Origin of the sequence: Kitasatospora sp. NPDC005751 (assembly GCF_040630835.1) — a bacterium.
Lineage (GTDB): Bacteria > Actinomycetota > Actinomycetes > Streptomycetales > Streptomycetaceae > Kitasatospora.
In genome coordinates this window covers 28,155-51,296 of the sequence record NZ_JBEXYC010000041.1, presented here as the reverse complement: position 1 = coordinate 51,296, position 23,142 = coordinate 28,155, and the positions used below count along the sequence as shown (strand labels likewise).

Here is a 23,142-nt window from a genome sequence, read left to right as displayed (position 1 = left end):
GTGCGAAGGGCCCGTACCCGGTGGGGTACGGGCCCTTCGCGTCGCCGGCTCGCGACGGCGCGCTGGGGTGGCGGGGCGTCAGAGCGTCACGGTGGCGCGGAAGACGGTGGCGTCGTCGCCGTCGAGGCGGGTGGCGGTGCCGGTCGCGGGGAGGAAGACCGACCCGCCGCGGGCGAGGTCCAGCACGCTGCCGTCGGCGGCGGTGAGCCGGGCCCGGCCGGCGGTGCAGAGCAGGATCTGCGGGGCGCGGCCGTCGAGTTCGCGCTCCCGGCCGGTCAGCACGAAGCGGGAGAGCCGGAACTCGTCGATCGGGACGGGGAAGAGCTCCTCCCCGGGGGTGGTGTCGACGGCGGTCGGCAGCAGCAGCTCCGGCGCTCCGGGGGTGAAGTCCACCACCTTCAGCAGCTCCGGCACATCGATGTGCTTGGGCGTCAGCCCGGCCCGCAGGACGTTGTCGGAGTTGGCCTGCAGCTCGACGCAGACGCCGTGCAGATAGGCGTGCGGCACGCCCGCGCCGAGGTAGAGCGCCTGGCCGGGCCGGAGCCGGACGGCGTTGAGCAGCAGGCCGCCGATCAGGCCGCGGTCGCCGGGGAACTCGCGGGTGATCCGGCCGTAGAGCGCGTAGGGGCCGTCGGGGTCGCCGGCGGCGGCCTTGTCCACCGCGTCGGCGGTCTCCCGGACGGTCGCGGCGGCCGTGGCCTCGTCCATGGTGAGGATGGCGGCCAGTGTGGCGCGCAGGGCCTCGGCCTCGTCCTCGGCGCCGAGCAGCGCGATCAGCGGGTCGAGTGCCGGCACCCGCAGCCCGGCCATCAGGGCGGCCGCCCCGGCCGGTGTCCGGAAGCCGCAGAGACCGTCGAACTCGTCGAGCGCGCAGATGAGTTCGGGCTTGTGGTTGGCGTCCCGGTAGCTGCGGTGCGGGGCGTCGAGCGGCACGCCCAGGGCGTTCTCGGCGGCGTACCCGGCGCGGGCCTGGTCCAGGGTGGGGTGCGCCTGGATGGAGAGCGGGATGCCGGCGGCCAGGACCTTGAACAGGAACGGCAGGGCGGGGCCGAACCGGGCCACGGTGGCGGCGCCCAGCTCGCCCTCGGGGTCGGCGGCGATGAGCTCGTCCAGCGGGCGGAGCCCGTCGCCCCGGTCGGCGCGGGAGGGCGCTCCGGGGTGAGCCCCCATCCACAGCTCGGCCTGCGGTTCCCCGGTCGGTTCCTGCCCGAGCAGCTCGGGGAGCGCGGTGTGCGACCCCCAGGCGTACGGGCGGACAGTGTTGACGAGCCTGTCCATGCGCGCGGTCCTGCTCCTCTGCTGCTGTGCCTGGTGTGCCGGATCGCCGGGAGACGGCCCGGCGGGCGTGTGGTCCGGGCAAAGGCTGGGCATCGACCCTAGCCGACCGGTGCCGTCGGAAGGGAAACGGCCGGGGTCGGCCGGGAGTGCCAGAGCCGTACCGGCTGTTCGAGGACGCGGTAGTAGGATGCCAGGACGCAGTAATTTCCACAGTGGTTTCCAGGTCGGCGGGATGCCGACGGGGACTGCGTCTCAGAGTGCGGGCAACGGTGACTGGCACTTCCCGCCACCGGCCGAGAGGTTTGTACGTGACCGTGAACCAGCAGAGTTTTGCTGATCTCGGCAGGGTGCTGGTGATCATCCCGACGTTCAACGAAGCGGAGAACGTCGAGCGGATCGTCGGACGGGTCCGTGCGGCCGTGCCCGAGGCCCATGTCCTGGTCGCCGATGACAACAGCCCTGACGGGACCGGCGAGCTGGCCGACAAGCTGGCCGCCGAGGACCCGAACGTGCAGGTCATGCACCGTCGGGGCAAGGAGGGGCTGGGCGCCGCCTACCTGGCGGGCTTCCGCTGGGGCATCGACAACGGCTACGACGTCCTGGTCGAGATGGACGCGGACGGCTCGCACCAGCCCGAGGAGCTGGACCGGCTGCTGGGCGCGCTGCGCGGCGCCGACCTGGTGCTCGGCTCGCGCTGGGTGCCGGGCGGCCGGGTGGTGAACTGGCCGAAGTCGCGCCTGCTGCTCTCGCGCGGCGGCTCGACGTACTCGCGGCTGATGCTGAACGTGCCGATCCGGGACGTCACCGGCGGCTACCGGGCCTTCCGCAAGGAGACCCTGCTCGGCCTGGGCATGGACGAGGTCGCCTCGGCCGGCTACTGCTTCCAGGTCGACCTGGCCTGGCGCACGGTGAAGGCGGGCTTCAAGGTGGCCGAGGTGCCGATCACCTTCGTGGAGCGCGAGCTGGGTGCCTCCAAGATGAGCCGCCACATCGTGCTGGAGGCGCTCTGGCGCGTCACCTCCTGGGGTGTCGCCGACCGGGTCGCCAAGCTGACCGCCCGCGCGAAGGGCTGACCGGCGGCCGAAGAGACCGACCGCGCCCGGGCCCGCCTGTGAGAACAGGCGGGCCCGGGCGCTTCGTGCTGTCCGGGGTGGGCCCGTCCGGCGGGGCGGGCGGGGTGCGGCGCGGGCGGGTCAGCAGGAGCCGGGCTGCTTGAGGGCGCTGTCCGGCAGGTAGCGGTCGGCCCAGACGGCCAGCTCGGTCAGGGCCGGGCGCAGCGCGGCGCCCGCCTCGGTGAGCCGGTAGCTGACGCGCAGCGGCGGGCCCTCGTCGACCTGGCGCAGTACGAGCCCGGCCTCGGCCAGTTCGGTGAGGCGGTCGGAGAGCATGCGTTCGCTGATGCCGGGGACGGCCCGGCGCAGTTCGGAGAAGTACCCGGGCCCGTTGTTGGTGAGCGTGGCCACGATCAGGCCGGTCCAGCGCTTACCGAGCAGGGTGAAGACCCGGGTCAGCGCGATCTCCGTGCCGGTGCAGGCGACCACCGCCGCCCCGTGTTCCCCGGGGGTGGCGTGGACCTGCTCGGTCACCTCTTGCTGGGCCATGGGTACAGCGTACCGGTCTGTCCACTAGTGACTGCAGAAAAGTAAGCTGCTACGGTACTGATAGCTGCGGCGGAAAGAGCAGCTGCTTACTTTGATGGAGGTTCGCCATGCCCACTCTGCTGCACATCGACTCGTCCGCGTTCACCGACGGCTCGGTCTCCCGCGAGGTCTCGGCCGCCTACCGGGCCGCCTGGCAGGCCCAGCACCCCGACGGCACGGTGATCCACCGCGACCTCGCCGCCCTGCCGGTGCCGCACCTGGACGCCCACGGCATCTCCGCGGCCTTCACCCCCGCGGAGGGACGCAGCGCCGAGCAGGCGGCGGCCTTCGCGCTGCGCGAGGAGCTGATGGCGGAGCTGGAGCGGGCCGACGCGATCGTGATCGGCACCCCGATGTACAACTTCACGATCCCGTCCAGCCTCAAGGCCTGGCTGGACCAGGTGATCCTGATGGGCCGCACGGCGGGGGACACCCCCTCGGCGGCCGGGACCCCGGTGACGGTGATCGCCGCCCGCGGCGGCTCCTACGCGCCCGGCGCCCCGCGCGAGCCCTACGAGTTCGTCACCACCTACCTGGAGAAGGTGCTGACCGGGATGCTCGGGCTGGAGGTCGAGTTCATCGTCCCCGAGTTCACCCTGGCGGCGACGGTGCCGGCGATGGCGGACTTCGTGCAGCACGCCGCCGACTCCAAGGCCCGGGCGCTGGAGGACGCGGCGCGCCTGGCGAAGGCCTCGGCCGCCTGACGGCGCCGTACCCCGCGCGGAAGGCGCGCCCCGCCGGGCGCGCCTTCCGCGCAATCGGCGGGCCGTGCTCCCATGCTGTAGGGCGCAGGGAGTCCGAGCGCCGACCGGAGGGAGCAGCCAGTGACGTCGTCCTCGCCCGAGGGGAGCGCCGCCGCGGAACGCGCGGGCGCCGCGGACGGCGACCGGGCCGGGGCGGACGGGGCGGACGCGGCCGGGACGGCCGGTGTCCGGCCGCTGGAGATCGCCGTGTTCACCGGTCCCGAGTCGGCCTTCTTCGCCACCTCGACCCTGATCCTCGGCGAACGGACCGCGATCCTGGTCGACGCCCAGCTCACCCGCAGCGCCGGCCGCGAGCTGGCCGAGTGGGTGGCCGGCAAGAACCGACGGCTGCTGGCCATCGTGATCACCCACCAGCACCCCGACCACTACTTCGGTGCCGAGGAGGTGCTGAAGCTCTTCCCGGAGGCGCAGCTGCTGGCCGCGCCGCCGGTGGTGGACGGCATCCTGCGCACCGCGGCCGCCAAGGTCGCCCAGTGGAAGCCGGTGTACGGCGACGACATCCCCGACCACCCGCTGGTGCCCGCGCCGCTGCTGCCCCAGCCGCTGATGGTCGACCGCCAGGTGATTCCGGTGCTGCTGTTCGGCCAGGGCGACTGCGAGGGGTCCACGGTGGTCCACGTGCCCAGCATCCGCACCGTGCTCGCCGGTGACTTCGTCTACAACGGCACCCACGTCTGGACGGCCGACACCACCCCGGAACAGCGCACCGCGTGGGTGCGCAACCTCGGCCGGATCGCCGAACTCGGCGCCGACCGCGTGATCGCCGGGCACCGGGCGCCCGAGCAGGACGACGACGCGGGCCGGGTGCTCGCCTTCACCGGTGAGTACCTCCAGGACTTCGACCGGCTGCTGGCCGCACACCCGGACGACGCGGAGGCGCTGGTCGCCGCGGTGGGCGAGCGGTACGGGGAGCTGACCCTGCCCGCCATCCTGGAACTGAGCGTCGCCGCCAACCTCGCCCGCCCCCGCCCCCGCCCCCGCCCCCTGCCGGACGAGGACGGGATCGTCGACGCCGAACTGGTCGACGAGGACCCCGAGGACTGAGCCGGGGCGGACCGGGCGCCGCGGCGCGGATACTGGCGGCATGACGCCGTACGACGTGATCGTGCCCGCCGGGGGCGCCGCCCGCCGGCTCGGGGGAGCGGACAAACCCGGGCTGACCGTCGGTGGGACGGCCCTGCTCGACCGGGTGCTCGCCGCCGCCGCCGGTGCCCGCACCACCGTGGTGGTCGGCCCCGCCCGGCCCACCGCCCGGACCGGGATCCGCTGGACCCGCGAGCGGCCGCCCGGCGGCGGACCGGTAGCGGCCGTCGCGGCCGGTCTGGCCGAGGTGACGGCCGAGGTGGTGCTGCTGCTCGCCGCCGACCTGCCGTTCCTGGACGCGCGGACCGTCGGGCGGCTGACCGGGGCCCTCGCCGGGGCGGGGCCGGAGACCGGGGCGGTCGTCCTGGTCGACGCCGCCGGCCGCGACCAGCCGCTCGCCGCCGCCTACCGCACCGCCGCCCTGCGCGCCGCGCTGGCCGCCGCCGGGGACCCGGCCGGGCTGCCGCTGCGCCGGCTGACCGGCGGCCTGCGCACCCTGCGGCTGGCCGACACCGACGACGTGAGCCACGACTGCGACACCTGGGAGGAGCTGGAGCTGGCCCGGGAACGGGACCGCTCCCGCTGACGCCCGCCGCCCCCTCTCGTGGGGCGCCGCCGGCCGGTTCACGGGGGCCGGCGGCCCCCGTGCGGGAGACGACGCGCGGCGCTCATCGGGGAAACATCCCGGGGAAACCGCCGATCAGGCAGCATGGGGCCCATGGAGCGCACGCTGGATGACTGGATGGCCGAGGTCCGGGCCGAGCTGGGGATCGACCTGGACGTCGACGTCCCCGGACTGCTCGACCTCGCCCGGGTGGTCGCGCACGGGGTGGCCCGGCCCGCCGCGCCGCTGACCGCCTTCCTGGTCGGCTACGCGGCCGCGCAGCGCGGCGGCGGCCCGGAGGCCGTCACCGAGGCGTCCCGGCGCATCGCCGAACTCGCCGAGCGCTGGACGGCGGCGGCCGGGCCGGAGCACCCGTGAGCACGGTCGAGGAGGCCGCGGTGCCCGGTGGACGCTCCGCCGCCGGCCCGCTGACCTGGCCGCAGGCCCGGGCGGCCGCCCGCCGGGCCGGTCTGCACCCGCTCCCGCCGCAGCGCCTGGACCTGGCCGAGGCGCTCGGCCGGACCCTGGCCGAGCCGCTCACCGCCCTCACCGACCTGCCGGCCTTCGACACCTCGGCGATGGACGGCTGGGCCGTCGCCGGGCCGGGCCCCTGGCGGGTCGCCGGGCGGATACTGGCCGGGCAGTCGGGCGTGCCGCCGCTGGAGGACGGCGCGGCCGCCGAGATCGCGACCGGCGCCCAGCTGCCGCCCGGTGCCACCGCGGTGCTCCGGCGCGAGCACGGCGAGCGGATCGGTGCCCTGCTGCACGACCGGAGCCCGGGCTCGCTGACCACCGGCCAGGACGTCCGCCCGCGCGGTCAGGAGTGCTGCCGGGGCGAGGCGCTGCTGGCCGCCGGCACCCCGGTCGGCCCGGCCGTGCTGGGCCTCGCGGCGGCCTGCGGCCACGACGGGCTGGCGGTCCGCCGCCGCCCGGTCGTCGAACTCCTCGTCCTCGGTGACGAACTGCTCTGCGCCGGGGTCCCGCGGCCCGGCCTGGTCCGGGACGCGCTCGGCCCGCTGCTGCCGCCCTGGCTCCGGGCGGCCGGTGCCGAGGTGGGTGAGCCGCGGGCCGTCCGCGACGACTTCGGCCTGCTCCGGGACGCCGTCCGGCACTCCACCGCCGACGTGGTGGTCACCACCGGCGGCACGGCCGCCGGTCCGGTCGACTTCCTGCACCGGGCCCTGACCGAGGCCAACGCCCGGCTGCTGGTGGACGGCGTCGCCGTCCGCCCCGGCCACCCCATGCTGCTCGCCGAACTCCCGGGCGGTCGCCACCTGGTGGGCCTGCCGGGCAACCCGCTGGCCGCGGTGGCCGGCGCCGTCACCCTCGCGCTGCCGCTGCTGCACGCCCGGGGCGGCCGGTCCGCCGGCGAGCCGGCGCTCGCGCTCGCCGCCGTGGACCTCGCCGGCCATCCCGCGGACACCCGGCTGCTGCCGGTGCGCCGCACCGCGCACGGCGTCGTCCCGCTGGCCTTCGACGGCCCGGCGATGCTGCGCGGCCTGGCCCGGGCCGAGGCGCTCGCCGTGGTGCCGCCCGGCGGCGCGGCGCAGGGCGCCACCGTCGAACTCCTGGAGGTCCCGTGAGTGCCCGCCGCCGTGAGTCGCCGCTGCGGCCGGTGACCCCCGGCACCGAGCCGTGGGCGGACGCCGGCATCGTGCTGCCCGCCCGGCGGACCGCGCCCGCCTTCCAGCAGGTCGGTTCACGGCTGCTGGTGGCCCTCGGCGTGCTGGTGGCCACCACCGTGATCGTCTGGCTGGACCGGGCAGGCTACAACGACAACGCCGGCGGCGGGGTGAGCTTCCTCGACGCGGCGTACTACGCCACCGTCACGCTCTCCACCACCGGGTACGGCGACATCACGCCGTTCAGCGACAGCGCCCGGCTCACCAACATCTTCGTGATCACCCCGCTGCGCGTGGTCTTCCTGATCATCCTGGTCGGCACCACGCTCGAAGTGCTCACCGAACGCACCCGTCAGCAGTGGCGGTTGAACCGCTGGAGGTCCACCGTGCGCGAGCACACCGTCGTGATCGGCTACGGCACCAAGGGGCGCAGCGCCGTCGACACCCTGCTCGGCCAGGGGGTGCGCAAGGAGGAGATCGTGGTGGTCGACCCGCAGCGCAAGGTGATCGACCAGGCCGCCCAGCACGGCCTGGTGGGAGTGGTCGGCGACGCCACCCGGACCGACACCCTGCTGCGCGCCGGACTGCCCGCGGCCGCGCGGGTGGTGGTGGCGCCGGAGCGGGACGACACCGCCGTCCTGATCACGCTGACCGCGCGTCAGCTGACCAAGGCGGCCACCGTGGTCGCGGCCGTGCGGGAGGACGAGAACGCCCCGCTGCTGCGGCAGAGCGGCGCCGACGTGGTGGTGACCAGCTCCAGTTCGGCGGGCCGGCTGCTCGGCATGTCGATGCTCAGTCCGCACGCCGGCGCGGTGATGGAGGACCTGCTCACCTACGGCAACGGCCTGGACGTGATCGAGCGCCCGGTGACCCGGGCCGAGGCCGGGCACGGCCCGCGCGAGTGCGAGGACCTCGTGGTGGCGGTGGTCCGCGGCCGCCGGGTGCTCAACTACACCGAGCCGGAGGCCCAGGTGCTCCAGCTCACCGACCGGGTGATCGTCATCAAGTGATCCGCCGGTGACTACAGTTCGTGTCATGAACGATCAACCGCAGCTCCCCTTCGGCACGTTCGAGACGGTCGCGCCGGCCCTCAACGTCCGCGACCTGCTGGCCGGGCCGGTGGCCGACGCCCTCGCGGCCTGGGCGGACCGGGAGGCCGCGCGGTCCGTGCTCTACGTGGACACCGACCCGGAGAAGGCGGACACCGCGGTGTTCTGCGAGACCTACGGGGTGCCGCTGGAGGCCTCGGCGAACTGCGTGGTGGTGGCCGCCAAGCGCGGCGGGGAGACCACGCGGGCCGCCTGCCTGGCGCTCGCCCACACCCGGGTGGACGTCAACCGGGCCGTCCGCAAGCGCCTGGAGGCGCGCAAGGCCTCGTTCGCGCCGATGGACGCGGCGGTCGAGCTGACCGGGATGGAGTACGGCGGCATCACGCCGGTCGGGCTGCCCGCCGACTGGCCGCTGCTGATCGACGAGGCGGTGGCCCGGGCGCCGTACGTCCTGGTGGGCAGCGGGCGGCGGCGGGGCAAGCTGATCCTGCCGGGCCGGGCGCTGGCGGCCCTGCCGGGCGCCGAGGTGCTGGCCGGGCTGGCCGGCTGAACAGGGGCGCTCCCGGCGGGCCGGCCGGGAGCGCGGACCGGGTTCGGTCGGCGCTCCCGCAGACTGCGCGGGGCGCCCCCGCCGCCCCGTCAGGACGCAGTAGCTTCGGGTCATGCATGCGATGACGATTCCCGAACCCGGCGGTCCCGACGCGCTGGTCTGGGCCGAGGTGCCGGACCCGGTGCCCGGTGACGGCGAGGTCCTGGTCGAGGTGGCGGCGACCGCCGTGAACCGGGCCGACCTGCTCCAGCGCCAGGGCTTCTACAACCCGCCGCCCGGCAGCCCGCCCTACCCCGGCCTGGAGTGCTCGGGCCGGATCGTCGCCCTGGGGGCCGGCGTGGCCGGCTGGGCGGTCGGCGACGAGGTCTGCGCGCTGCTGGCGGGCGGCGGCTACGCGCAGCGGGTCGCGGTGCCGGCGGGGCAGCTGCTGCCGGTGCCCAAGGGGCTCGACCTGGAGCAGGCCGCCGCGCTGCCGGAGGTCGCCTCGACGGTGTGGTCCAACGTCTTCCTGGTCGCGCACCTGCGCCCGGGGGAGACGGTGCTGCTGCACGGCGGGGCGAGCGGCATCGGCACGATGGCGATCCAGCTGGCCAAGGCGGTCGGCGCCCGGGTGGCGGTGACGGCGGGCAGCGCGGAGAAGCTGGCCCGGTGCGCCGAGCTCGGCGCCGACATCACGATCAACTACCGCGAGCAGGACTTCGTCGAGGTGCTCAGGGAGGCCACCGGCGGCGCCGGGGCGGACGTGATCCTGGACCTGATGGGCGCCGCGTACCTGCAGCGCAACGTCGACGCGCTGGCGGTCAACGGCCGACTGGTGATCATCGGGCTGCAGGGCGGCGTGCAGGGCGAGATCAACCTGAACACGCTGCTGCGCAAGCGCGGCGCGGTGATCGCGACCAATCTGCGCGGGCGGCCGCTGGCGGAGAAGGCCGCGATCGTGGCGGCGGTGCGCGAGCACGTCTGGCCGCTGGTCGAGCAGGGCCTGGTGCGGCCGGTGATCGACCGGGTGCTGCCGCTGACCGCGGCGGCCGACGGGCACCGGGCGCTGGAGGCCGGCGATCAGGTGGGCAAGGTGGTGCTGCGGGCCTGAGGCGGGGCGGGGCCGACGGGCCCGGGGAGTCGGTGGCCGGGCGGGGCGGTTGGTGCACGGCCGTTCGAAATGCCCGGAATGTCGGATTGTGTGACGCTGGTCCGGAGCTGTCCCGCCGCCGACCCCGCCCGTGCGCGGTCGGCCGTCGGAAGGACCTCGACCGTGGCCGCACCTTCGACCCCCTCGAACGCGCTCCTCGGGCCGCTGCCCGCCGCGCCGCCCCACGGCCGTACCCGCACCCGGGGCCGGGCCGGTACCGGCACCCCCCGTGATCGGGGCGACCACCGGGTGCGGCGGCTGCTGACGATGGCGGTGCTCGGCCTCGCCCTGCCGTTGACCGTCGTGCCCCCGGCGGCGGCCGCCGGTCCGCAGCGGCCGTCCGGCCCGTGGGAGGCGGTCGCCGGGCCCGCGGCGTCGGACCCGCCCACCGTGCCCGCCGAGCCGTCCGAGCCGTCAGAGCCGTCCACCGCCTCCGAGCCCGGCGCTCCGGCGGCGGACGGACCGCAGCCCGGTGGCCCCGGGTGGCCCGGTTCGCCCTCCGCCGACGCCGGTCCGGCGTCCCCCGAGGCCTCGCCCCCGCCCTCCGCCGCACCCTCGGCCCAGCCGTCGGCGGCCGCGCCCCCGAGCACGCCGCCGGCCCCGGCCGCCACCCCGCCGCCCCCGGCCGCCCTCTCGGCGGCCGCCGCGCCGCCGTCGCACCAGGGCGGGCACCCGCGGCCCGGCCCGGCGCCCGTCGGCCCCCGAGCCGGTCACCGGCACCGCCCGGCCTCGGCCCCCGAGCGTGCCGAGCGGGTGCCCGACCGGTCGGAGCGGGGGCCGGAGCAGTCCGTCGAGGCCACGCAGGCCGTCCCGGACGCGGACCCCGGCACGCCGGACGGCGCCGCACCGGCCGAGGACGCCGTGCCGGACGGCGCCACGGTGGCGGCCGGAGCGACCCAGCAGGCCGCCGGGGCCGTCCCGGCCGTGCTGCCCGCCCGCTGGCGCGACGCCTCCACGCTCCAGCTGCCGCTGGGCGCCGGCCTCGGCCTGATCGGCTGCGGCCTCGGGCTGATCGGACTGCGCCTGCGCAAGGGCTGAGCCGCCGCCGGCGGCGCCGGCGCCGCGCCCCCGCGCGACCTGAGTATCCGTACGGATGCCGGGCCGCCGTGCGGGGGCGTAGCGTCGTCAGCGGAAGCGGGTGCGGTGACCGGGGTGCCGCTGACCGGTGACCGTGGTGCGGGGCGGCGGTGCGGTCGGGGGTTCCACCCGGCCAACCCCAGTGAGGAAGAATGTTGTTCATGACGAATCCGATGAACGAGCGCTCGCCGCAGGACCTGTACCAGGCCATGGGCGGGCAGTCGCAGGACGGCCAGAAGGTGCTGATCGTCGGACCGGACGGGCTGCCCGTGGGCCAGGGGTTCGCCGGCTCGGCGCACGACGACGGTGAAGGGCCGCGCGAGCTCCCGGTGACCGAGATGGTGGAGCAGCCGGCCAAGGTCATGCGGATCGGCAGCATGATCAAGCAGCTGCTGGAGGAGGTCCGGGCGGCTCCTCTCGACGAGGCCAGCCGGGTCCGGCTGAAGGACATCCACGCCAGCTCCATCAAGGAGCTGGAGCTCGGCCTGGCGCCCGAGCTGGTCGCGGAGCTGGAGCGGCTCTCGCTGCCGTTCACCGACGACACCATCCCGACCGAGGCCGAACTGCGGATCGCGCAGGCGCAGCTGGTGGGCTGGCTGGAGGGGCTGTTCCACGGCATCCAGACCGCGCTCTTCGCCCAGCAGATGGCCGCCCGGGCGCAGTTGGAGCAGATGCGGCGGGCGCTGCCGCCGGGTCTGCACGGCGGCGAGCAGGAGGACGACGAGCCCGGCGAGGGCCGCGGCATCCGCTCCGGCCCGTACCTGTAGGCCCCCCACCGGCCCGGCGCAGCCGCCCCGGTCGGCGCCGCGGACCCCGTGGCGACCGCCCGGTATCGGACGTACCGCCACGATCCGGTGCCGAACGCACGACCGACCCACTACCGTCCGGTAGTGGGTCGCGGCTCGGACACAGTGTCGGCCCTGCGCCGATCACTGTCGCCGTGAGCCGATACCCTGAGCCCCTGTCGCAGGCCGGGCGAGCGCCGCGACAGGGGTCGGGTGGGCCACCAAACCGGGCCCGACCACGCACGGACGAGACCGAACGTCACGGTTGCGGCGGCACGACCGCGCCGAGGGGGAGCAGAGGACCATGAGCGAGCACGGCAACGCGGCGGTCGAGGGCCACTCCCTGGGCAACGGCAGGTACGTGCTGCAGCGGGTGCTGGGCGAGGGCGGCATGGCCTCCGTGCACCTCGCCTACGACAACGTGCTCGGCCGCTCGGTCGCGCTGAAGAGCATGCACGCCGAGCTCGGCCGGGACGAGTCCTTCAAGGAGCGGTTCCGGCGCGAGGCGCAGGCCGTGGCCCGGCTGGAACACGCCAACATCGTCACCGTCTACGACAGCGGCGAGGACGTCGCCGCCGACGGCTCCACCACCCCGTACATCGTGATGCAGCTGGTCGACGGCAAGGGCCTGCGCGAGGCGATCAACGACGCGGTCGCGCAGTACGGCGCGATGCCCACCGAGGAGGCGCTGCGGGTCACCGTCGGCGTGCTGAACGCGCTGGAGGCCTCGCACGACCAGGGGCTGGTCCACCGCGACATCAAGCCCGGCAACGTGATGTTCGACCGCAAGGGCAACATCAAGGTCATGGACTTCGGCATCGCCCGCGCGCTGGAGTCCGGGGTCACCTCGATGACCCAGACCGGCATGGTGGTCGGCACCCCGCAGTACCTCTCGCCCGAGCAGGCGCTCGGCAAGCCGGTGGACGCCCGCTCCGACCTCTACTCGGTCGGCGTGATGCTCTTCGAGATGCTCACCGGGCAGCTGGTCTTCGACGGCGACTCGGCGTTCTCGATCGCCTACAAGCACGTCCAGGAGGAGCCCTCGGCGCCGTCCACCGTCAACCGGGCGGTCAGCCCGGCGGTGGACGCCTTCGTCGCCCAGGCGCTGCGCAAGGACCCGGCGCACCGCTTCCCGAGCGCGGCGGCGATGCGCGACGAGGCGGAGCGGTTGATCGCGGCGGAGAAGGGCGGCGGCAACGGCAACCAGCTGGCCGCGAGCTCGCCGCTGGTGATCACCGACGGTCCGCGCTCGGTGCACGCCGGGCCGCAGGCCCCGCAGACCCCGCCGCCGTTCCAGCAGCAGTACCGGACGCCGCCGCCGGCCTTCCAGACCCCGCCGCCGCAGCACCCGCAGACGCCGCAGCCCTTCCCGCAGCAGTACCAGACCCCGCCGCCGGCCTTCCAGGCCCCGCAGCACTTCCCGCCGCAGGCGCACACCCCGCCGCCCCAGCCGATGCCGATGCCGACGCAGTTCCAGCCGGCCCCCGCGTCGAACAGCGGCGGCTGCTCCACCGCGCTCGTGATCGTCGGCATCATCATCGGCGTGATCGTCCTCGCGATCATCATCATCGCCATCGTGGTGACCAAGGCGGAGAAGACCAGCACCTCCCGGTCCGTCGAGCGGCCCGCGACCGTCCTGCACCTGGACGACCTGCCCGACCGGAATGGCCTGCTCTGACGCGGTGCGCCCGGATCGGGCGTGCTACGGGGGAAGTCCGGAGGCGGTAGCGTTCGGGGACACGAAGCGACAGGGCACCGCGATCCGAGCGAAGGCCCGGGGCGAGGAGCGATGGCACAGACGCAGCGGCCGGACGACGACGAGGGTGCCCGGGCGGCCGGTTCGACCGGCGGGGCCCGGAGGATGCCCGAGCCCGGCAGCGACAGCGCCGCCACCTCCGCACTCCCGCCGTACGGCGGCGGCCCGCAGACCCCCGGCCGCGGCACCGCGGCCCCGCTCGGCACGGTGGGTGACGGCCGCTACCGGCTGACCCACCGGCTCGGCCGCGGCGGCATGGCCGAGGTGTTCGCCGCCCAGGACGTCCGGCTCGGCCGGACCGTCGCCGTCAAGCTGCTGCGCCCCGAACTCGCCCAGGACGACATCGCCCGGCTGCGCTTCACCCGCGAGGCACACGCCGTCGCGGCGCTCAACCACCACTCGATCGTCGCGGTCTACGACACCGGCGAGGAGTACGTCGGCGACGAGTCGACGCCCTACATCGTGATGGAGCTGGTCGAGGGCCGGACCGTCCGCGAGCTGCTGGTGGACGAGGAGGAGCCGCCGGTCGACCAGGCGCTCATCATCATCGCCGGGGTGCTGGAGGCGCTCGCCTACAGCCACCGGCACGGCATCGTGCACCGGGACATCAAGCCCGCCAACGTCATCATCACCACCACCGGCGCGGTCAAGGTGATGGACTTCGGCATCGCCCGCGCGCTGACCGGCACCGCCAGCACCATGACCCAGACCGGCATGGTCATGGGCACCCCGCAGTACCTCTCGCCCGAGCAGGCCCTCGGCAAGCCGGTCGACCACCGCTCCGACCTGTACGCGGCCGGCTGCATGCTCTACGAGCTGCTCACGCTGCGCCCGCCGTTCACCGGCGACACCCCGCTCTCGGTGGTCTACCAGCACGTGCAGGACCCGCCGGTGCCGCCGGCGCAGGTCAACGCGAGGGTCCCGGCGGCGCTCGACCCGCTGGTGCTGCGCTCGCTCGCCAAGAACCCGGACGACCGCTTCCAGGACGCCGACGAGTTCCGCGCCCACCTCCAGCACGCCCTGCGCGAGATGCACGGCGGGGCCTGGGCGACGGGTGCCGCGGCGGCCGGGCTGGCGGCGGCCGGCCAGGGGCACAGCGGTGCCACCCCGATGCCCGGGGCGGACGGCGAGACGGCCGTCACCGCGCCGTTCGGCCTGGGCGGTCCGAGCGATTCGACGACGGTGCTGCCGTACCAGGTGCCCGGCGGCCCGCACACGCCGTCCTCGCCCTACCCCGGGGCCGGCGGCCCGTACGGCGGCGGCTCGTACGACGGTGGCTCGTACGACGGCGGTCACGGCGGCCCGGGCGGCGACGGCGGCGACGGGGACGACGACCGCCGCCGGCGGCGCGGGCCCTGGGCCTGGGTGGCCGGCGCCGCGGCGGTGTTCGTCGCGTCCGGTGTCGGGATCGCGCTCGCGCTCAGCGGTGGCGGTGGCGGCGGGACGAAGGACCCCGGCCAGACGCCCGCCCCGTCCGTCTCGGTGGTCTCCTCCTCCGACGCCGGTACGCCCACCGGTGGGGGGATCTCCCCGACCACGGTGGCGCCCAGCCAGACCAGCCGGAAGCCGAACCAGCCGACCGACACGAACAACAACAACAACAACCAGAGCCCGCCGGCCACCGTGCCCAAGCACTCGCCGAGCATGACCCCGACGCCCACCGGTACCAAGCCGTCGTCGACGACGACCCCGTCGTCCACCGGCACGCCGACCGGCGGGGGCACCGGGACGCCGACCGGCGGCGCGAGCGGGACGCCGACCAACGCCCCGACGGGCACCCAGCCGCCGCCGACCAAGCCGGCCACCCAGCCCCCGACCACCGCGCCCGGGGCCGGCGGCTGACCGGCGGCGCCGACCGGTGACGGTCAGTTGGCGAAGGCGTCCAGGACCTGCTCGTACTCCTGGCACCACCACGCCAGCTGGCCGGCCGAGGCGGGGTAGAGCGGGTCGGCCCGGTGGTCGGCCCGCTGGTAGCGCCACTGGAGCATCCAGAAGTCGTTGAGCCGCTCCCACCAGACCCGGTGGACGGCCGCCGCCAGGTGTTCCGCGGTGGCCGCCCCGGTGGCCCGGTACGCCTGCGAGTAGGTCCGGACCCGGACGAGGTCGAGCGCGCCCGACGTCCGGTCGTTGAAGACCAGGGTGGCCGACCGGACGGCCTCCTCGGCGCGCGGCTGCGGGCCGAGCTTGTCCCAGTCCAGGACGGCCGCGATCCGGTCGCCCGCGTGCAGCAGGTTGAGCCCGTGGAAGTCGCCGTGCGTCCAGCCGGTGGGCGGGGCGGCCTGCGGGACGGGCCGGCGGTGGGCGTACTCGGCGAGCAGGTCGAGCCGTTCGGTGAGGCGCCGCTCGACCAGCGCGTCCAGCGCGCCGTACGGGCGCTGCTCGCGGGCGCTGAGCCGGAGTTCGCGGGCCAGCCGGGCGCTGTCCAGCGGGTCGGCACTGTGGTAGCCGGCGGGTTGTGCGAGGGGGGCGCAGACGTCGTCGAGCGCGCCGTGCAGCCGGCCGAGCAGCGCTCCGAGCGCGCCGCACTGCGTCAGGGAGAGATCGCTGCCGTGCCGGTGCCGGCCATCGACCCAGGGGAAGAGCGCGAACAGCCGGCTGCCGAAGGACGCCACCGTGCCGGAGCGTTCGGCACACGCCAGCGGGGGAGCGACGGGCAGTCCGAGGGTCTCCAGCGCGGCCATCGCGCGGTGGTGCCCGGCGATCGATTCGCGGTGCGCGGTGGCGGCGTCGACGTAGCACTTCAGGAAGTACGTCCCGGCCTCGGTGGCGACCCGGTAGCCCCGGTTCAACAGGCCCTCGGCGACCGGCTCGGCGGTGAGCAGCCGCCCCACCCGGTAGCGGCGCAGGACCTCGGCCAGGACGAGGTGGGGAACGGGCGGGCTGAGGGTCCCTATCGGGGGTGCGGTGAGATCGGGGCGGGCCGGGGCACAGGCGAGGGTCTGGCTGAAAGTCACAGGCTGAGGTTAGGGCCCCCTGGCGGGGGTCCTTGACAAACCGTCAGAACTGTGATTCCCGGCGCTCTCAGTGCTGCTGGTCGGCCTGGTGCCGTGCCACGAAGGCGGCTGCCTGGGTGCGCCGCTCCATGCCCATCTTGGCGAGCAGACTGGAGACGTAGTTCTTGACCGTTTTCTCGGCCAGGTGCAGCTCGTTGCCGATCTGACGGTTGGTCATCCCCTCGCCGATCAGATCGAGGATCCGCCGCTCCTGCTTGGTGAGCTGGGACAGTCGCTCGTCCTCCTTCTCGCCGCCGTCGCGCAGCCGGGCCAGCACCCGGCTGGTGGCCACCGGGTCGAGCAGCGACTTGCCGGCCGCGACGTCCCGGACGGCGGTGATCAGGTCGGTGCCGCGGATCGCCTTCAGGACGTAGCCGGAGGCGCCCGCCATGATCGAGTCGAACAGCGCCTCGTCGTCCGAGAACGAGGTCAGCATCAGGCACTTGATCTCCGGCAGCCGGGAGCGGACCTCCCGGCAGACCTCGACGCCGTTCCCGTCCGGCAGCCGGACATCGAGGACCGCGACGTCGGGGTGCACGGCGGTGATCCGGGTGATCGCCTCGGCGGCCGTTCCGGCCTCGCCGACCACCTCGATGTCGTCCTCGACCGAGAGGAGATCGTGGACGCCCCGCCGGACCACCTCGTGATCGTCGAGCAGAAATACCCTGATCTGTCCGTTATCAGCCACGTGTAAAGCCTCCCATATCGCCGCAGGAGCGACCTATTGCCCGCACCGCCCCCGGAACGCTATCCGGCCAGATCAGTCGAAAGCGATGCCGGTAACCCCCTTACGAACGGGGCTCCGCCCGGATAACGTGCGCAGGTGTCCTGAAGGCGACCGAATTGAGAGCTGCGCCACACCCGCAGTTGTAGGCCCTGAACAAGTAGGACGTCCTAGCGCAAGCGCGCCAAGGGCTGCCGCTGGGTAACGTTCTCGTGAGGGACGCCGTCGGAACAGGATCACCACCTGCCTTGCAGCCGGTGCGCACACCCACGCGCGCCCCGCGAGGCGGTGACCGGACCGGTCACCGGCGACCCCGGGCGGCCGGACAGACCGAGGAGTGAACGTGACCGTCAAAAGCACGGCGAGGGCCCGCAAGAAGGCGGCCCCCGGCGTCCCTGACACCCTCCGCGCCACGGGTACGGACGCCCAGCCGGAGCTCGTACAGCTGCTCACCCCGGAAGGCGAGCGGATCGAGCACCCGGACTACCCGCTCACCACCACCCCGGACGAGCTGCGCGCCCTCTACCGCGACCTGGTGCTGGTGCGCCGGTTCGACGCCGAGGCCACCGCGCTGCAGCGCCAGGGCGAGCTGGGCCTGTGGGCCTCGCTGCTCGGCCAGGAGGCCGCCCAGGTCGGCTCCGGGCGGGCCATGCGCACCGGTGACTACGCCTTCCCCACCTACCGCGAGCACGGCGTGGCCTGGTGCCGCGACGTGGACCCGCTGAACCTGCTCGGCATGTTCCGCGGCGTGAACCACGGCGGCTGGGACCCGAACGAGAAGAACTTCCACCTGTACACCATCGTGATCGGCGCGCAGACCCTGCACGCCACCGGCTACGCGATGGGCATCACCAAGGACGGCGCGGACGACGCGGTGATCGCCTACTTCGGCGACGGCGCCTCCAGCCAGGGCGACGTCAACGAGGCCTTCACCTTCGCCTCGGTCTACAACGCCCCGGTGGTCTTCTTCTGCCAGAACAACCAGTGGGCGATCTCCGAGCCCACCACCACCCAGACCAAGATCCCGCTGTACCGCCGCGCCTCCGGCTTCGGCTTCCCCGGCGTCCGGGTCGACGGCAACGACGTGCTGGCCTGCCTGGCGGTCACCCGCTGGGCGCTCGACCACGCCCGCAGCGGCAACGGTCCGGTGCTGATCGAGGCGTTCACCTACCGGATGGGCGCGCACACCACCTCCGACGACCCCACCCGCTACCGCCCCTCCGAGGAGACCGAGGCCTGGAAGGCCAAGGACCCGATCACCCGGCTCCGGGCGCTCCTGGAGAAGGAGGGCCTGGCCGAGGAGGAGTTCTTCGCCTCGATCGAGGCCGAGAGCGAGCAGCTGGGGCTGCGGGTGCGCGAGGGCGTGCGCACCATGCCGGACCCGGACCCGACCCTGATCTTCGACCACGTCTACGCCGAGCCGCACACACTGGTCGATGAGGAACGGGCCGAGTACGTCGAGTACGCGGCCTCCTTCGAGGCGGGGGAGAACCTCTGATGGCCGCTCAGCTCAGCATCGCGAAGGCGCTCAACGAGGCGCTGCGCAAGTCGCTGGAGAACGACCCGAAGACGCTCCTGATGGGCGAGGACATCGGCAAGCTCGGTGGCGTCTTCCGGATCACCGACGGCCTGCAGAAGGACTTCGGCGACAGCCGGGTGATCGACTCCCCGCTCGCCGAGTCCGGCATCGTCGGCACCGCGATCGGCCTCGCGCTGCGCGGCTACCGCCCGGTGGTGGAGATCCAGTTCGACGGGTTCGTCTACCCGGCCTTCGACCAGATCGTCTCCCAGCTGGCCAAGATGCACGCCCGCGCGCTCGGGCACGTCAAGATGCCGGTCACCATCCGCATCCCGTACGCGGGCGGCATCGGCGCGGTCGAGCACCACAGCGAGTCGCACGAGGCGTACTTCGCGCACACCGCCGGTCTGCGGGTGGTCTCGCCGTCCAGCGCGCACGACGCGCACTGGATGCTGCGCCAGGCCATCGAGTCGGACGACCCGGTGATCTTCCTGGAGCCCAAGCGCCGCTACTGGGACAAGGGGGAGGTCGGCGACGCCGCCGACCTGGGCCTGTACGACGCCCGGATCGTGCGCCCCGGCACGGACGCGACGCTGATCGCCTACGGCCCGATGGTCAAGGTCTGCCTGGAGGCCGCCGCGGCCGCCGAGGAGGACGGCCGCCGGCTGGAGGTCGTCGACCTGCGCTCGCTCTCCCCGGTGGACTTCGCCGCTCTGGAGGAGTCGGTCAAGCGGACCGGCCGCGGCATCGTGGTGCACGAGGCGCCGGTCTTCCTGGGCATGGGCGCCGAGCTGGCCGCCCGGCTGACGGAGCGGTGCTTCTACCACCTGGAGGCGCCGATCCTGCGGGTCGGCGGCTACCACGCGCCGTACCCGCCGTCCCGGGTCGAGGAAGCCTTCCTGCCGGACCTGGACCGCGTGCTCGACGCCGTCGACCGCGCGCTCGCGTACTGAACCGGGGAGCGAAGATGACCACCGAAGTTCGCTCGCTCCGCGAGTTCAAGATGCCCGACGTGGGCGAGGGCCTCACCGAGGCCGAGATCCTCAGCTGGTCCGTGAAGCCCGGTGACACCGTGACGGACGGCCAGGTCGTCTGCGAGGTGGAGACCGCCAAGGCCGCCGTGGAGCTGCCGATCCCGTTCAACGGGGTGGTGGAGCGGCTGTTCTTCCCCGAGGGCGCGACGGTCGACGTCGGCACCGTGATCATCTCGGTCGCGGTGGCGGGGGAGGCGGGCGCCGCCGCTCCGGCCGCGGCCGCCCCGGTCGCCCCGGTGGCCGCTCCCGCCGAGGCCGAGCCGGCCCGGCGCGAGGTGCTGGTCGGCTACGGTCCGCGGACCGGCGGTACCCAGCGCCGGGCCCGCCGGACCACCACGACCACCGTGGTCGCCCCGGCTCCGGCTGCTCCCGCGCCGGCCCCGGTGGCCGCCGCGCCGGTGGTACCGGCCCAGCCCACCGGTGACCGGCCGTTGGCCAAGCCGCCGGTGCGCAAGCTCGCCAAGGACCTCGGCGTCGACCTGCGGGCCGTCACACCGACCGGCCCGGACGGCGTGGTCACCCGCGAGGACGTGCACGCGCACGCCGCCGCGGCGGCCGCCGTCGCGGCGCCCCCGGCCGAGCCGGCCGCGGTGGCACCGGTGGAGCCGGTGGTCGTGGCGACCGCCGGCACCGGGGACGTCCGGGTGCCGATCAAGGGCGTCCGCAAGGCGACCGCGCAGGCGATGGTGGCCTCGGCCTTCACCGCCCCGCACGTCACCGAGTTCGTCCAGGTCGACGTCACCCGCACGATGAAGTTCGTCCGCCGGCTCAAGGAGAGCGGCGAGCTGGGCCGGGACATCCGGGTCAGCCCGCTGCTGCTGGTCGCCAAGGCGCTGCTGACCGCGATCAAGCGGCACCCCGAGATCAACGCCCAGTGGGACGAGGCGGCCCAGGAGATCGTCATCAGGGGCCAGGTGAACCTCGGCATCGCCGCGGCCACCCCGCGCGGCCTGATCGTCCCCAACATCAAGGACGCGGGCGGCCGCACGCTGTCCGGTCTGGCGGCCGCGCTCGGCGAGCTGATCGACACCGCCCGGCTGGGCAAGACCTCGCCGAACGACATGCAGGGCGGCACCGTCACCATCACCAACGTCGGCGTCTTCGGCGTCGACACCGGCACCCCGATCCTCAACCCGGGCGAGGCCGCGATCCTCGCCTTCGGCGCGGTCCGGGAGCTGCCGTGGGTGCACAAGGGCAAGGTGGTGCCGCGCCAGGTCACCACGCTGGCCCTCTCCTTCGACCACCGCCTGGTGGACGGCGAGCTGGGCTCCAGGGTGCTGGCCGACGTCGCCGCGCTGCTGGAGTACCCCAAGCGCCTGATCACCTGGGGCTGATCGGCCGGACCGAGGAAGGACCCTGCTCCGCACGACAGTGCGGAGCAGGGTCCTTCGGCCTTTCCGGACTCCGGACTCCGGACGAGCCCTTAGCGCGTGGCGCGCAGCCGCCGCCCGGCGTACCGGACGCCCAGGCCGAGCACGAGCAGCACGGCGCCGAGAACGGCCGTCAGGATCCCGACGGCGGTGCCGGTCGGGGCCTGCTCCGGCATGCCGGTCGGCCCGCCGGCGGTGGGGCCGAAGGCGGGCGCGCCGACGGCGGCCCCCGGAGCGCCGAGGGTCGCCGTCGGGGCGGGCGGTCCGGACACCTGCCGGACGGCCGACGTGCCGGGGCCGGGCCCGTGGGCCGAGGCGGTGTCGGGGGCGACCAGGTGCACGGAGCCGGCCAGGACGACGGCGACGGCGACGGTCGCGAGCCGGCGGCGGGTGGAGCGCGGGCGGGCGTTCTTCGCAGAAGTGGAGAAAACAGGCATGCGCACGACGTGACTCCCCGCAGTCATGAAGCCGATGGTGGGTAAAGGTGGCCGGTCCTGCCCCCGTCGGCCGGTAGCGCCCCCCGGCGCTTCCCGGCTCGCTCTCCAGCCCTCCACTTCCAAGGACGCGCGGCCCCGCCGGAGGTTGCGGGTGGATCCGGAAGTCCTCCGGGATTCTTCGAAAGGCCCGCCGCCGGTGCCCGCTCCGCGATACTGCCGCCATGGCAGAGGAGCTGATAACCCGTTCGGCGGACAGTCGGACCGAGTCCGAGGAGCGCCGCTCGCTGCGGCGGGACGTCTCCCTCCCCGCCCTCCTGGCCGGGCTGGTGTGCATCGCGGTGTCGTTCTCCGGCCCGCTGGTGGTGGTGCTCGCGGCGGCGTCGGCCGGGCGGCTGGACGAGGCGCACACGGCCTCCTGGATCTGGGCGGTGGCCATCGGCAGCGGACTGCCCGGTCTGCTGCTCAGCTGGTGGACCAGGACGCCGGTGATCACCGCCTGGTCCACGCCGGGCGCCGCGCTGCTGGTCACCAGCCTCGGCGCGTACCCCTACCGGGAGGCGGTCGGCGCCTTCCTGGTGAGCGGGGTGCTGGTGACCCTGTTCGGTGTCACCGGGCTGTTCGGCCGACTGATCGCCGCGATCCCGGCCGGGATCGTCAACGCGATGCTGGCGGGCATCCTGTTCTCCTTCGGCGCCGGCATCTTCGGCGCCGTCCACGGCGCGCCCGCCCTGGTGCTCGGCAGCTTCGTGGCCTTCCTGCTGGCGAAGCGGCTGGCGCCGCGGTACGCCGTACCGGTCGCGCTGCTGGCCGGCGGGGTGCTGGCGGCGGTCACCGTCGGGCTGCCGGTGCACCTCGGGTCCGGCGGGCCGACCGTGCCGGTGTTCACCGTGCCGGCCTTCTCCGGGCCGGCCATGGTGGGGCTGGCGCTGCCGCTCACCATCGTGGCGCTGGCCTCGCAGAACGCCCCCGGGCTGGGCGTGATGCGGGCCTTCGGCTACCAGCCGGACGACCGGCTGCTGATCGGGGCCACCGGCGGGGTCTCCGTCCTGCTGGCGCCGTTCGGCTCGCCCGGGGTGAACCTGGCCGCGATCACCGCGGCGATCTGCGCCGGGCCGGAGAGCCACCCCGATCCGCGGCGCCGCTACGTCGCCGGGATGTCGGCGGGTCTGCTCTACGTGCTGGTGGGCAGTTTCGGTGGGCTGCTGGTGAGCCTGTTCACCGGTCTGCCGAAGGAGCTGATCGCGGTGATCGCCGGGGTCGCCCTGCTGGCCTCGCTCCAGGGGAGCCTGGCCGCGGCCGTCGCCGACGAGGGCGGTCGGGACGCGGCGGTGGTGACCTTCCTGGCCTCGGCCTCCGGGATGAGCCTGCTCGGCATCGGCTCGGCGTTCTGGGGGCTGCTGCTCGGGCTGGGCACCCATCTGGTGCTCCGGGCGGGGCCGAAGCGGCGCGGCTGAGGCGTTGCGCGGCCGGGGCGCCCCAGGCCGGTGGTGTGCTCGGCCGGTGGTGTACTCGGCCGGGGACCACGGGGTGGGCCGGCTCCGCCGGAGGCGGCGCTGGTGGGTCACGGGCCATCCGGATCATCCACCTGATCGGACTCATAGGTATGACCGGGGTGATCCGGGTCGTTCGGCCAGGGCGGTGACATTTTCGCCGGACGGTGAGGGTGACACGCCGGTCCGGGTACGTCTTCGCGTCCACCACCCGGGCGACGCCGGGTGACCGGATCCC

The 23,142-nt window shown here is 74.6% G+C and carries 20 protein-coding genes and 2 pseudogenes; 17 read left to right on the top strand and 5 right to left on the bottom strand.

Annotated elements, in window-relative coordinates; all coding sequences use genetic code 11:
* Window positions 1-78: 78 nt before the first annotated feature.
* Window positions 79-1,278 carry a mannose-6-phosphate isomerase, class I gene (gene manA, locus ABZ497_RS27365; protein ID WP_359808986.1) on the bottom strand — a complete coding sequence of 400 codons (1,200 nt, stop codon included), beginning with the start codon at window positions 1,276-1,278 and terminating at the stop codon, window positions 79-81.
* Window positions 1,279-1,586: 308 nt separating this feature from the next.
* Here manA and ABZ497_RS27360 point away from each other — a divergent pair, with 308 nt between their 5' ends.
* A complete protein-coding gene (locus tag ABZ497_RS27360) occupies window positions 1,587-2,351 on the top strand; it encodes a polyprenol monophosphomannose synthase (protein ID WP_329488769.1) in 765 nt (254 codons plus the stop codon).
* A 120-nt stretch (window positions 2,352-2,471) separates the two neighbouring features.
* Here the strand turns inward: ABZ497_RS27360 and ABZ497_RS27355 are convergent, their stop codons facing one another.
* Window positions 2,472-2,879, bottom strand: coding sequence for a helix-turn-helix domain-containing protein (locus ABZ497_RS27355; protein WP_329488768.1), 408 nt, complete (start codon window positions 2,877-2,879; stop codon window positions 2,472-2,474).
* Window positions 2,880-2,986: 107 nt separating this feature from the next.
* Here ABZ497_RS27355 and ABZ497_RS27350 point away from each other — a divergent pair, with 107 nt between their 5' ends.
* The 12 genes and pseudogenes from ABZ497_RS27350 to ABZ497_RS27295 all read left to right on the top strand — a co-directional run bounded on the left by ABZ497_RS27350 (window position 2,987) and on the right by ABZ497_RS27295 (window position 15,179).
* Window positions 2,987-3,622, top strand: coding sequence for an NAD(P)H-dependent oxidoreductase (locus ABZ497_RS27350; RefSeq protein WP_359808984.1), 636 nt, complete (start codon window positions 2,987-2,989; stop codon window positions 3,620-3,622).
* 120 nt (window positions 3,623-3,742) lie between these two features.
* On the top strand, window positions 3,743-4,726 hold the full coding sequence (locus ABZ497_RS27345; protein WP_359808983.1) for an MBL fold metallo-hydrolase: 984 nt from the start codon (window positions 3,743-3,745) through the stop codon (window positions 4,724-4,726).
* Window positions 4,727-4,766: 40 nt separating this feature from the next.
* Window positions 4,767-5,342: pseudogene (locus tag ABZ497_RS27340) on the top strand (NTP transferase domain-containing protein); the annotation flags it as partial.
* A gap of 153 nt (window positions 5,343-5,495) precedes the next feature.
* Window positions 5,496-5,747, top strand: a pseudogene (locus ABZ497_RS27335) (DUF6457 domain-containing protein); the annotation flags it as partial.
* Entirely contained in the window at window positions 5,744-6,952 is a 1,209-nt protein-coding gene (locus ABZ497_RS27330) for a molybdopterin molybdotransferase MoeA (RefSeq protein ID WP_359808981.1), read from the top strand. The pseudogene ABZ497_RS27335 and the gene ABZ497_RS27330, both read left to right, overlap by 4 nt.
* 68 nt (window positions 6,953-7,020) lie before the next feature.
* Window positions 7,021-8,001, top strand: a complete 981-nt coding sequence (locus tag ABZ497_RS27325; RefSeq protein WP_352288628.1) for an NAD-binding protein — start codon at window positions 7,021-7,023, stop codon at window positions 7,999-8,001.
* Between the two features lie 25 nt (window positions 8,002-8,026).
* Complete coding sequence (locus tag ABZ497_RS27320) at window positions 8,027-8,590, top strand: YbaK/EbsC family protein (protein ID WP_359808979.1); 564 nt, start codon at window positions 8,027-8,029, stop codon at window positions 8,588-8,590.
* Window positions 8,591-8,702: 112 nt separating this feature from the next.
* On the top strand, window positions 8,703-9,680 hold the full coding sequence (locus ABZ497_RS27315) for an NAD(P)H-quinone oxidoreductase (RefSeq protein ID WP_329488761.1): 978 nt from the start codon (window positions 8,703-8,705) through the stop codon (window positions 9,678-9,680).
* Between the two features lie 162 nt (window positions 9,681-9,842).
* Window positions 9,843-10,757, top strand: a complete 915-nt coding sequence (locus ABZ497_RS27310) for a hypothetical protein (RefSeq protein WP_359808977.1) — start codon at window positions 9,843-9,845, stop codon at window positions 10,755-10,757.
* A 248-nt stretch (window positions 10,758-11,005) separates the two neighbouring features.
* Window positions 11,006-11,563 (top strand): bacterial proteasome activator family protein, encoded by a 558-nt coding sequence (locus ABZ497_RS27305; RefSeq protein WP_359808997.1) that lies wholly within the window; start codon window positions 11,006-11,008, stop codon window positions 11,561-11,563.
* Between the two features lie 322 nt (window positions 11,564-11,885).
* Window positions 11,886-13,259, top strand: coding sequence for a protein kinase (locus ABZ497_RS27300; RefSeq protein ID WP_359808976.1), 1,374 nt, complete (start codon window positions 11,886-11,888; stop codon window positions 13,257-13,259).
* A gap of 111 nt (window positions 13,260-13,370) precedes the next feature.
* Window positions 13,371-15,179 carry a protein kinase gene (locus tag ABZ497_RS27295; protein WP_359808974.1) on the top strand — a complete coding sequence of 603 codons (1,809 nt, stop codon included), beginning with the start codon at window positions 13,371-13,373 and terminating at the stop codon, window positions 15,177-15,179.
* Between the two features lie 23 nt (window positions 15,180-15,202).
* Here ABZ497_RS27295 and ABZ497_RS27290 read toward each other — a convergent pair whose 3' ends face one another.
* Both ABZ497_RS27290 and ABZ497_RS27285 read right to left on the bottom strand, forming a co-directional pair.
* Entirely contained in the window at window positions 15,203-16,291 is a 1,089-nt protein-coding gene (locus ABZ497_RS27290) for a phosphotransferase (RefSeq protein ID WP_359808972.1), read from the bottom strand.
* A 67-nt stretch (window positions 16,292-16,358) separates the two neighbouring features.
* On the bottom strand, window positions 16,359-17,018 hold the full coding sequence (locus ABZ497_RS27285) for a response regulator transcription factor (protein WP_359808971.1): 660 nt from the start codon (window positions 17,016-17,018) through the stop codon (window positions 16,359-16,361).
* Window positions 17,019-17,391: 373 nt separating this feature from the next.
* Between ABZ497_RS27285 and pdhA the strand changes: the two genes are divergently transcribed.
* From pdhA to ABZ497_RS27270, 3 genes are read left to right on the top strand one after another with little or no spacing between them, the layout of a single operon-like run.
* Window positions 17,392-18,552, top strand: coding sequence for a pyruvate dehydrogenase (acetyl-transferring) E1 component subunit alpha (pdhA, locus tag ABZ497_RS27280; protein WP_352288502.1), 1,161 nt, complete (start codon window positions 17,392-17,394; stop codon window positions 18,550-18,552).
* Complete coding sequence (locus tag ABZ497_RS27275) at window positions 18,552-19,526, top strand: alpha-ketoacid dehydrogenase subunit beta (RefSeq protein ID WP_329488754.1); 975 nt, start codon at window positions 18,552-18,554, stop codon at window positions 19,524-19,526. Before pdhA ends, ABZ497_RS27275 begins: the two co-directional genes overlap by 1 nt.
* 14 nt (window positions 19,527-19,540) lie before the next feature.
* Entirely contained in the window at window positions 19,541-20,941 is a 1,401-nt protein-coding gene (locus ABZ497_RS27270) for a dihydrolipoamide acetyltransferase family protein (protein WP_359808968.1), read from the top strand.
* An 89-nt stretch (window positions 20,942-21,030) separates the two neighbouring features.
* Here ABZ497_RS27270 and ABZ497_RS27265 read toward each other — a convergent pair whose 3' ends face one another.
* Entirely contained in the window at window positions 21,031-21,420 is a 390-nt protein-coding gene (locus tag ABZ497_RS27265) for a hypothetical protein (RefSeq protein WP_359808967.1), read from the bottom strand.
* Between the two features lie 215 nt (window positions 21,421-21,635).
* Here ABZ497_RS27265 and ABZ497_RS27260 point away from each other — a divergent pair, with 215 nt between their 5' ends.
* A complete protein-coding gene (locus tag ABZ497_RS27260) occupies window positions 21,636-22,868 on the top strand; it encodes a benzoate/H(+) symporter BenE family transporter (RefSeq protein ID WP_359808965.1) in 1,233 nt (410 codons plus the stop codon).
* Window positions 22,869-23,142 lie beyond the last annotated feature (274 nt).

What these genes read in the sequence shown, in the direction of transcription:
- ABZ497_RS27350 (WP_359808984.1), top strand. Translation starts at nt 2,987, where the DNA reads ATGCCCACTCTGCTGCACATCGACTCGTCCGCGTTCACCGACGGCTCG.
- ABZ497_RS27260 (WP_359808965.1), top strand. Translation starts at nt 21,636, where the DNA reads ATGGCAGAGGAGCTGATAACCCGTTCGGCGGACAGTCGGACCGAGTCC.
- ABZ497_RS27305 (WP_359808997.1), top strand. Translation starts at nt 11,006, where the DNA reads ATGGGCGGGCAGTCGCAGGACGGCCAGAAGGTGCTGATCGTCGGACCG.
- ABZ497_RS27355 (WP_329488768.1), bottom strand. Translation starts at nt 2,879, where the DNA reads ATGGCCCAGCAAGAGGTGACCGAGCAGGTCCACGCCACCCCCGGGGAA.
- ABZ497_RS27295 (WP_359808974.1), top strand. Translation starts at nt 13,371, where the DNA reads ATGGCACAGACGCAGCGGCCGGACGACGACGAGGGTGCCCGGGCGGCC.
- ABZ497_RS27320 (WP_359808979.1), top strand. Translation starts at nt 8,027, where the DNA reads ATGAACGATCAACCGCAGCTCCCCTTCGGCACGTTCGAGACGGTCGCG.
- ABZ497_RS27270 (WP_359808968.1), top strand. Translation starts at nt 19,541, where the DNA reads ATGACCACCGAAGTTCGCTCGCTCCGCGAGTTCAAGATGCCCGACGTG.
- ABZ497_RS27275 (WP_329488754.1), top strand. Translation starts at nt 18,552, where the DNA reads ATGGCCGCTCAGCTCAGCATCGCGAAGGCGCTCAACGAGGCGCTGCGC.
- manA (WP_359808986.1), bottom strand. Translation starts at nt 1,278, where the DNA reads ATGGACAGGCTCGTCAACACTGTCCGCCCGTACGCCTGGGGGTCGCAC.
- ABZ497_RS27300 (WP_359808976.1), top strand. Translation starts at nt 11,886, where the DNA reads ATGAGCGAGCACGGCAACGCGGCGGTCGAGGGCCACTCCCTGGGCAAC.
- ABZ497_RS27315 (WP_329488761.1), top strand. Translation starts at nt 8,703, where the DNA reads ATGCATGCGATGACGATTCCCGAACCCGGCGGTCCCGACGCGCTGGTC.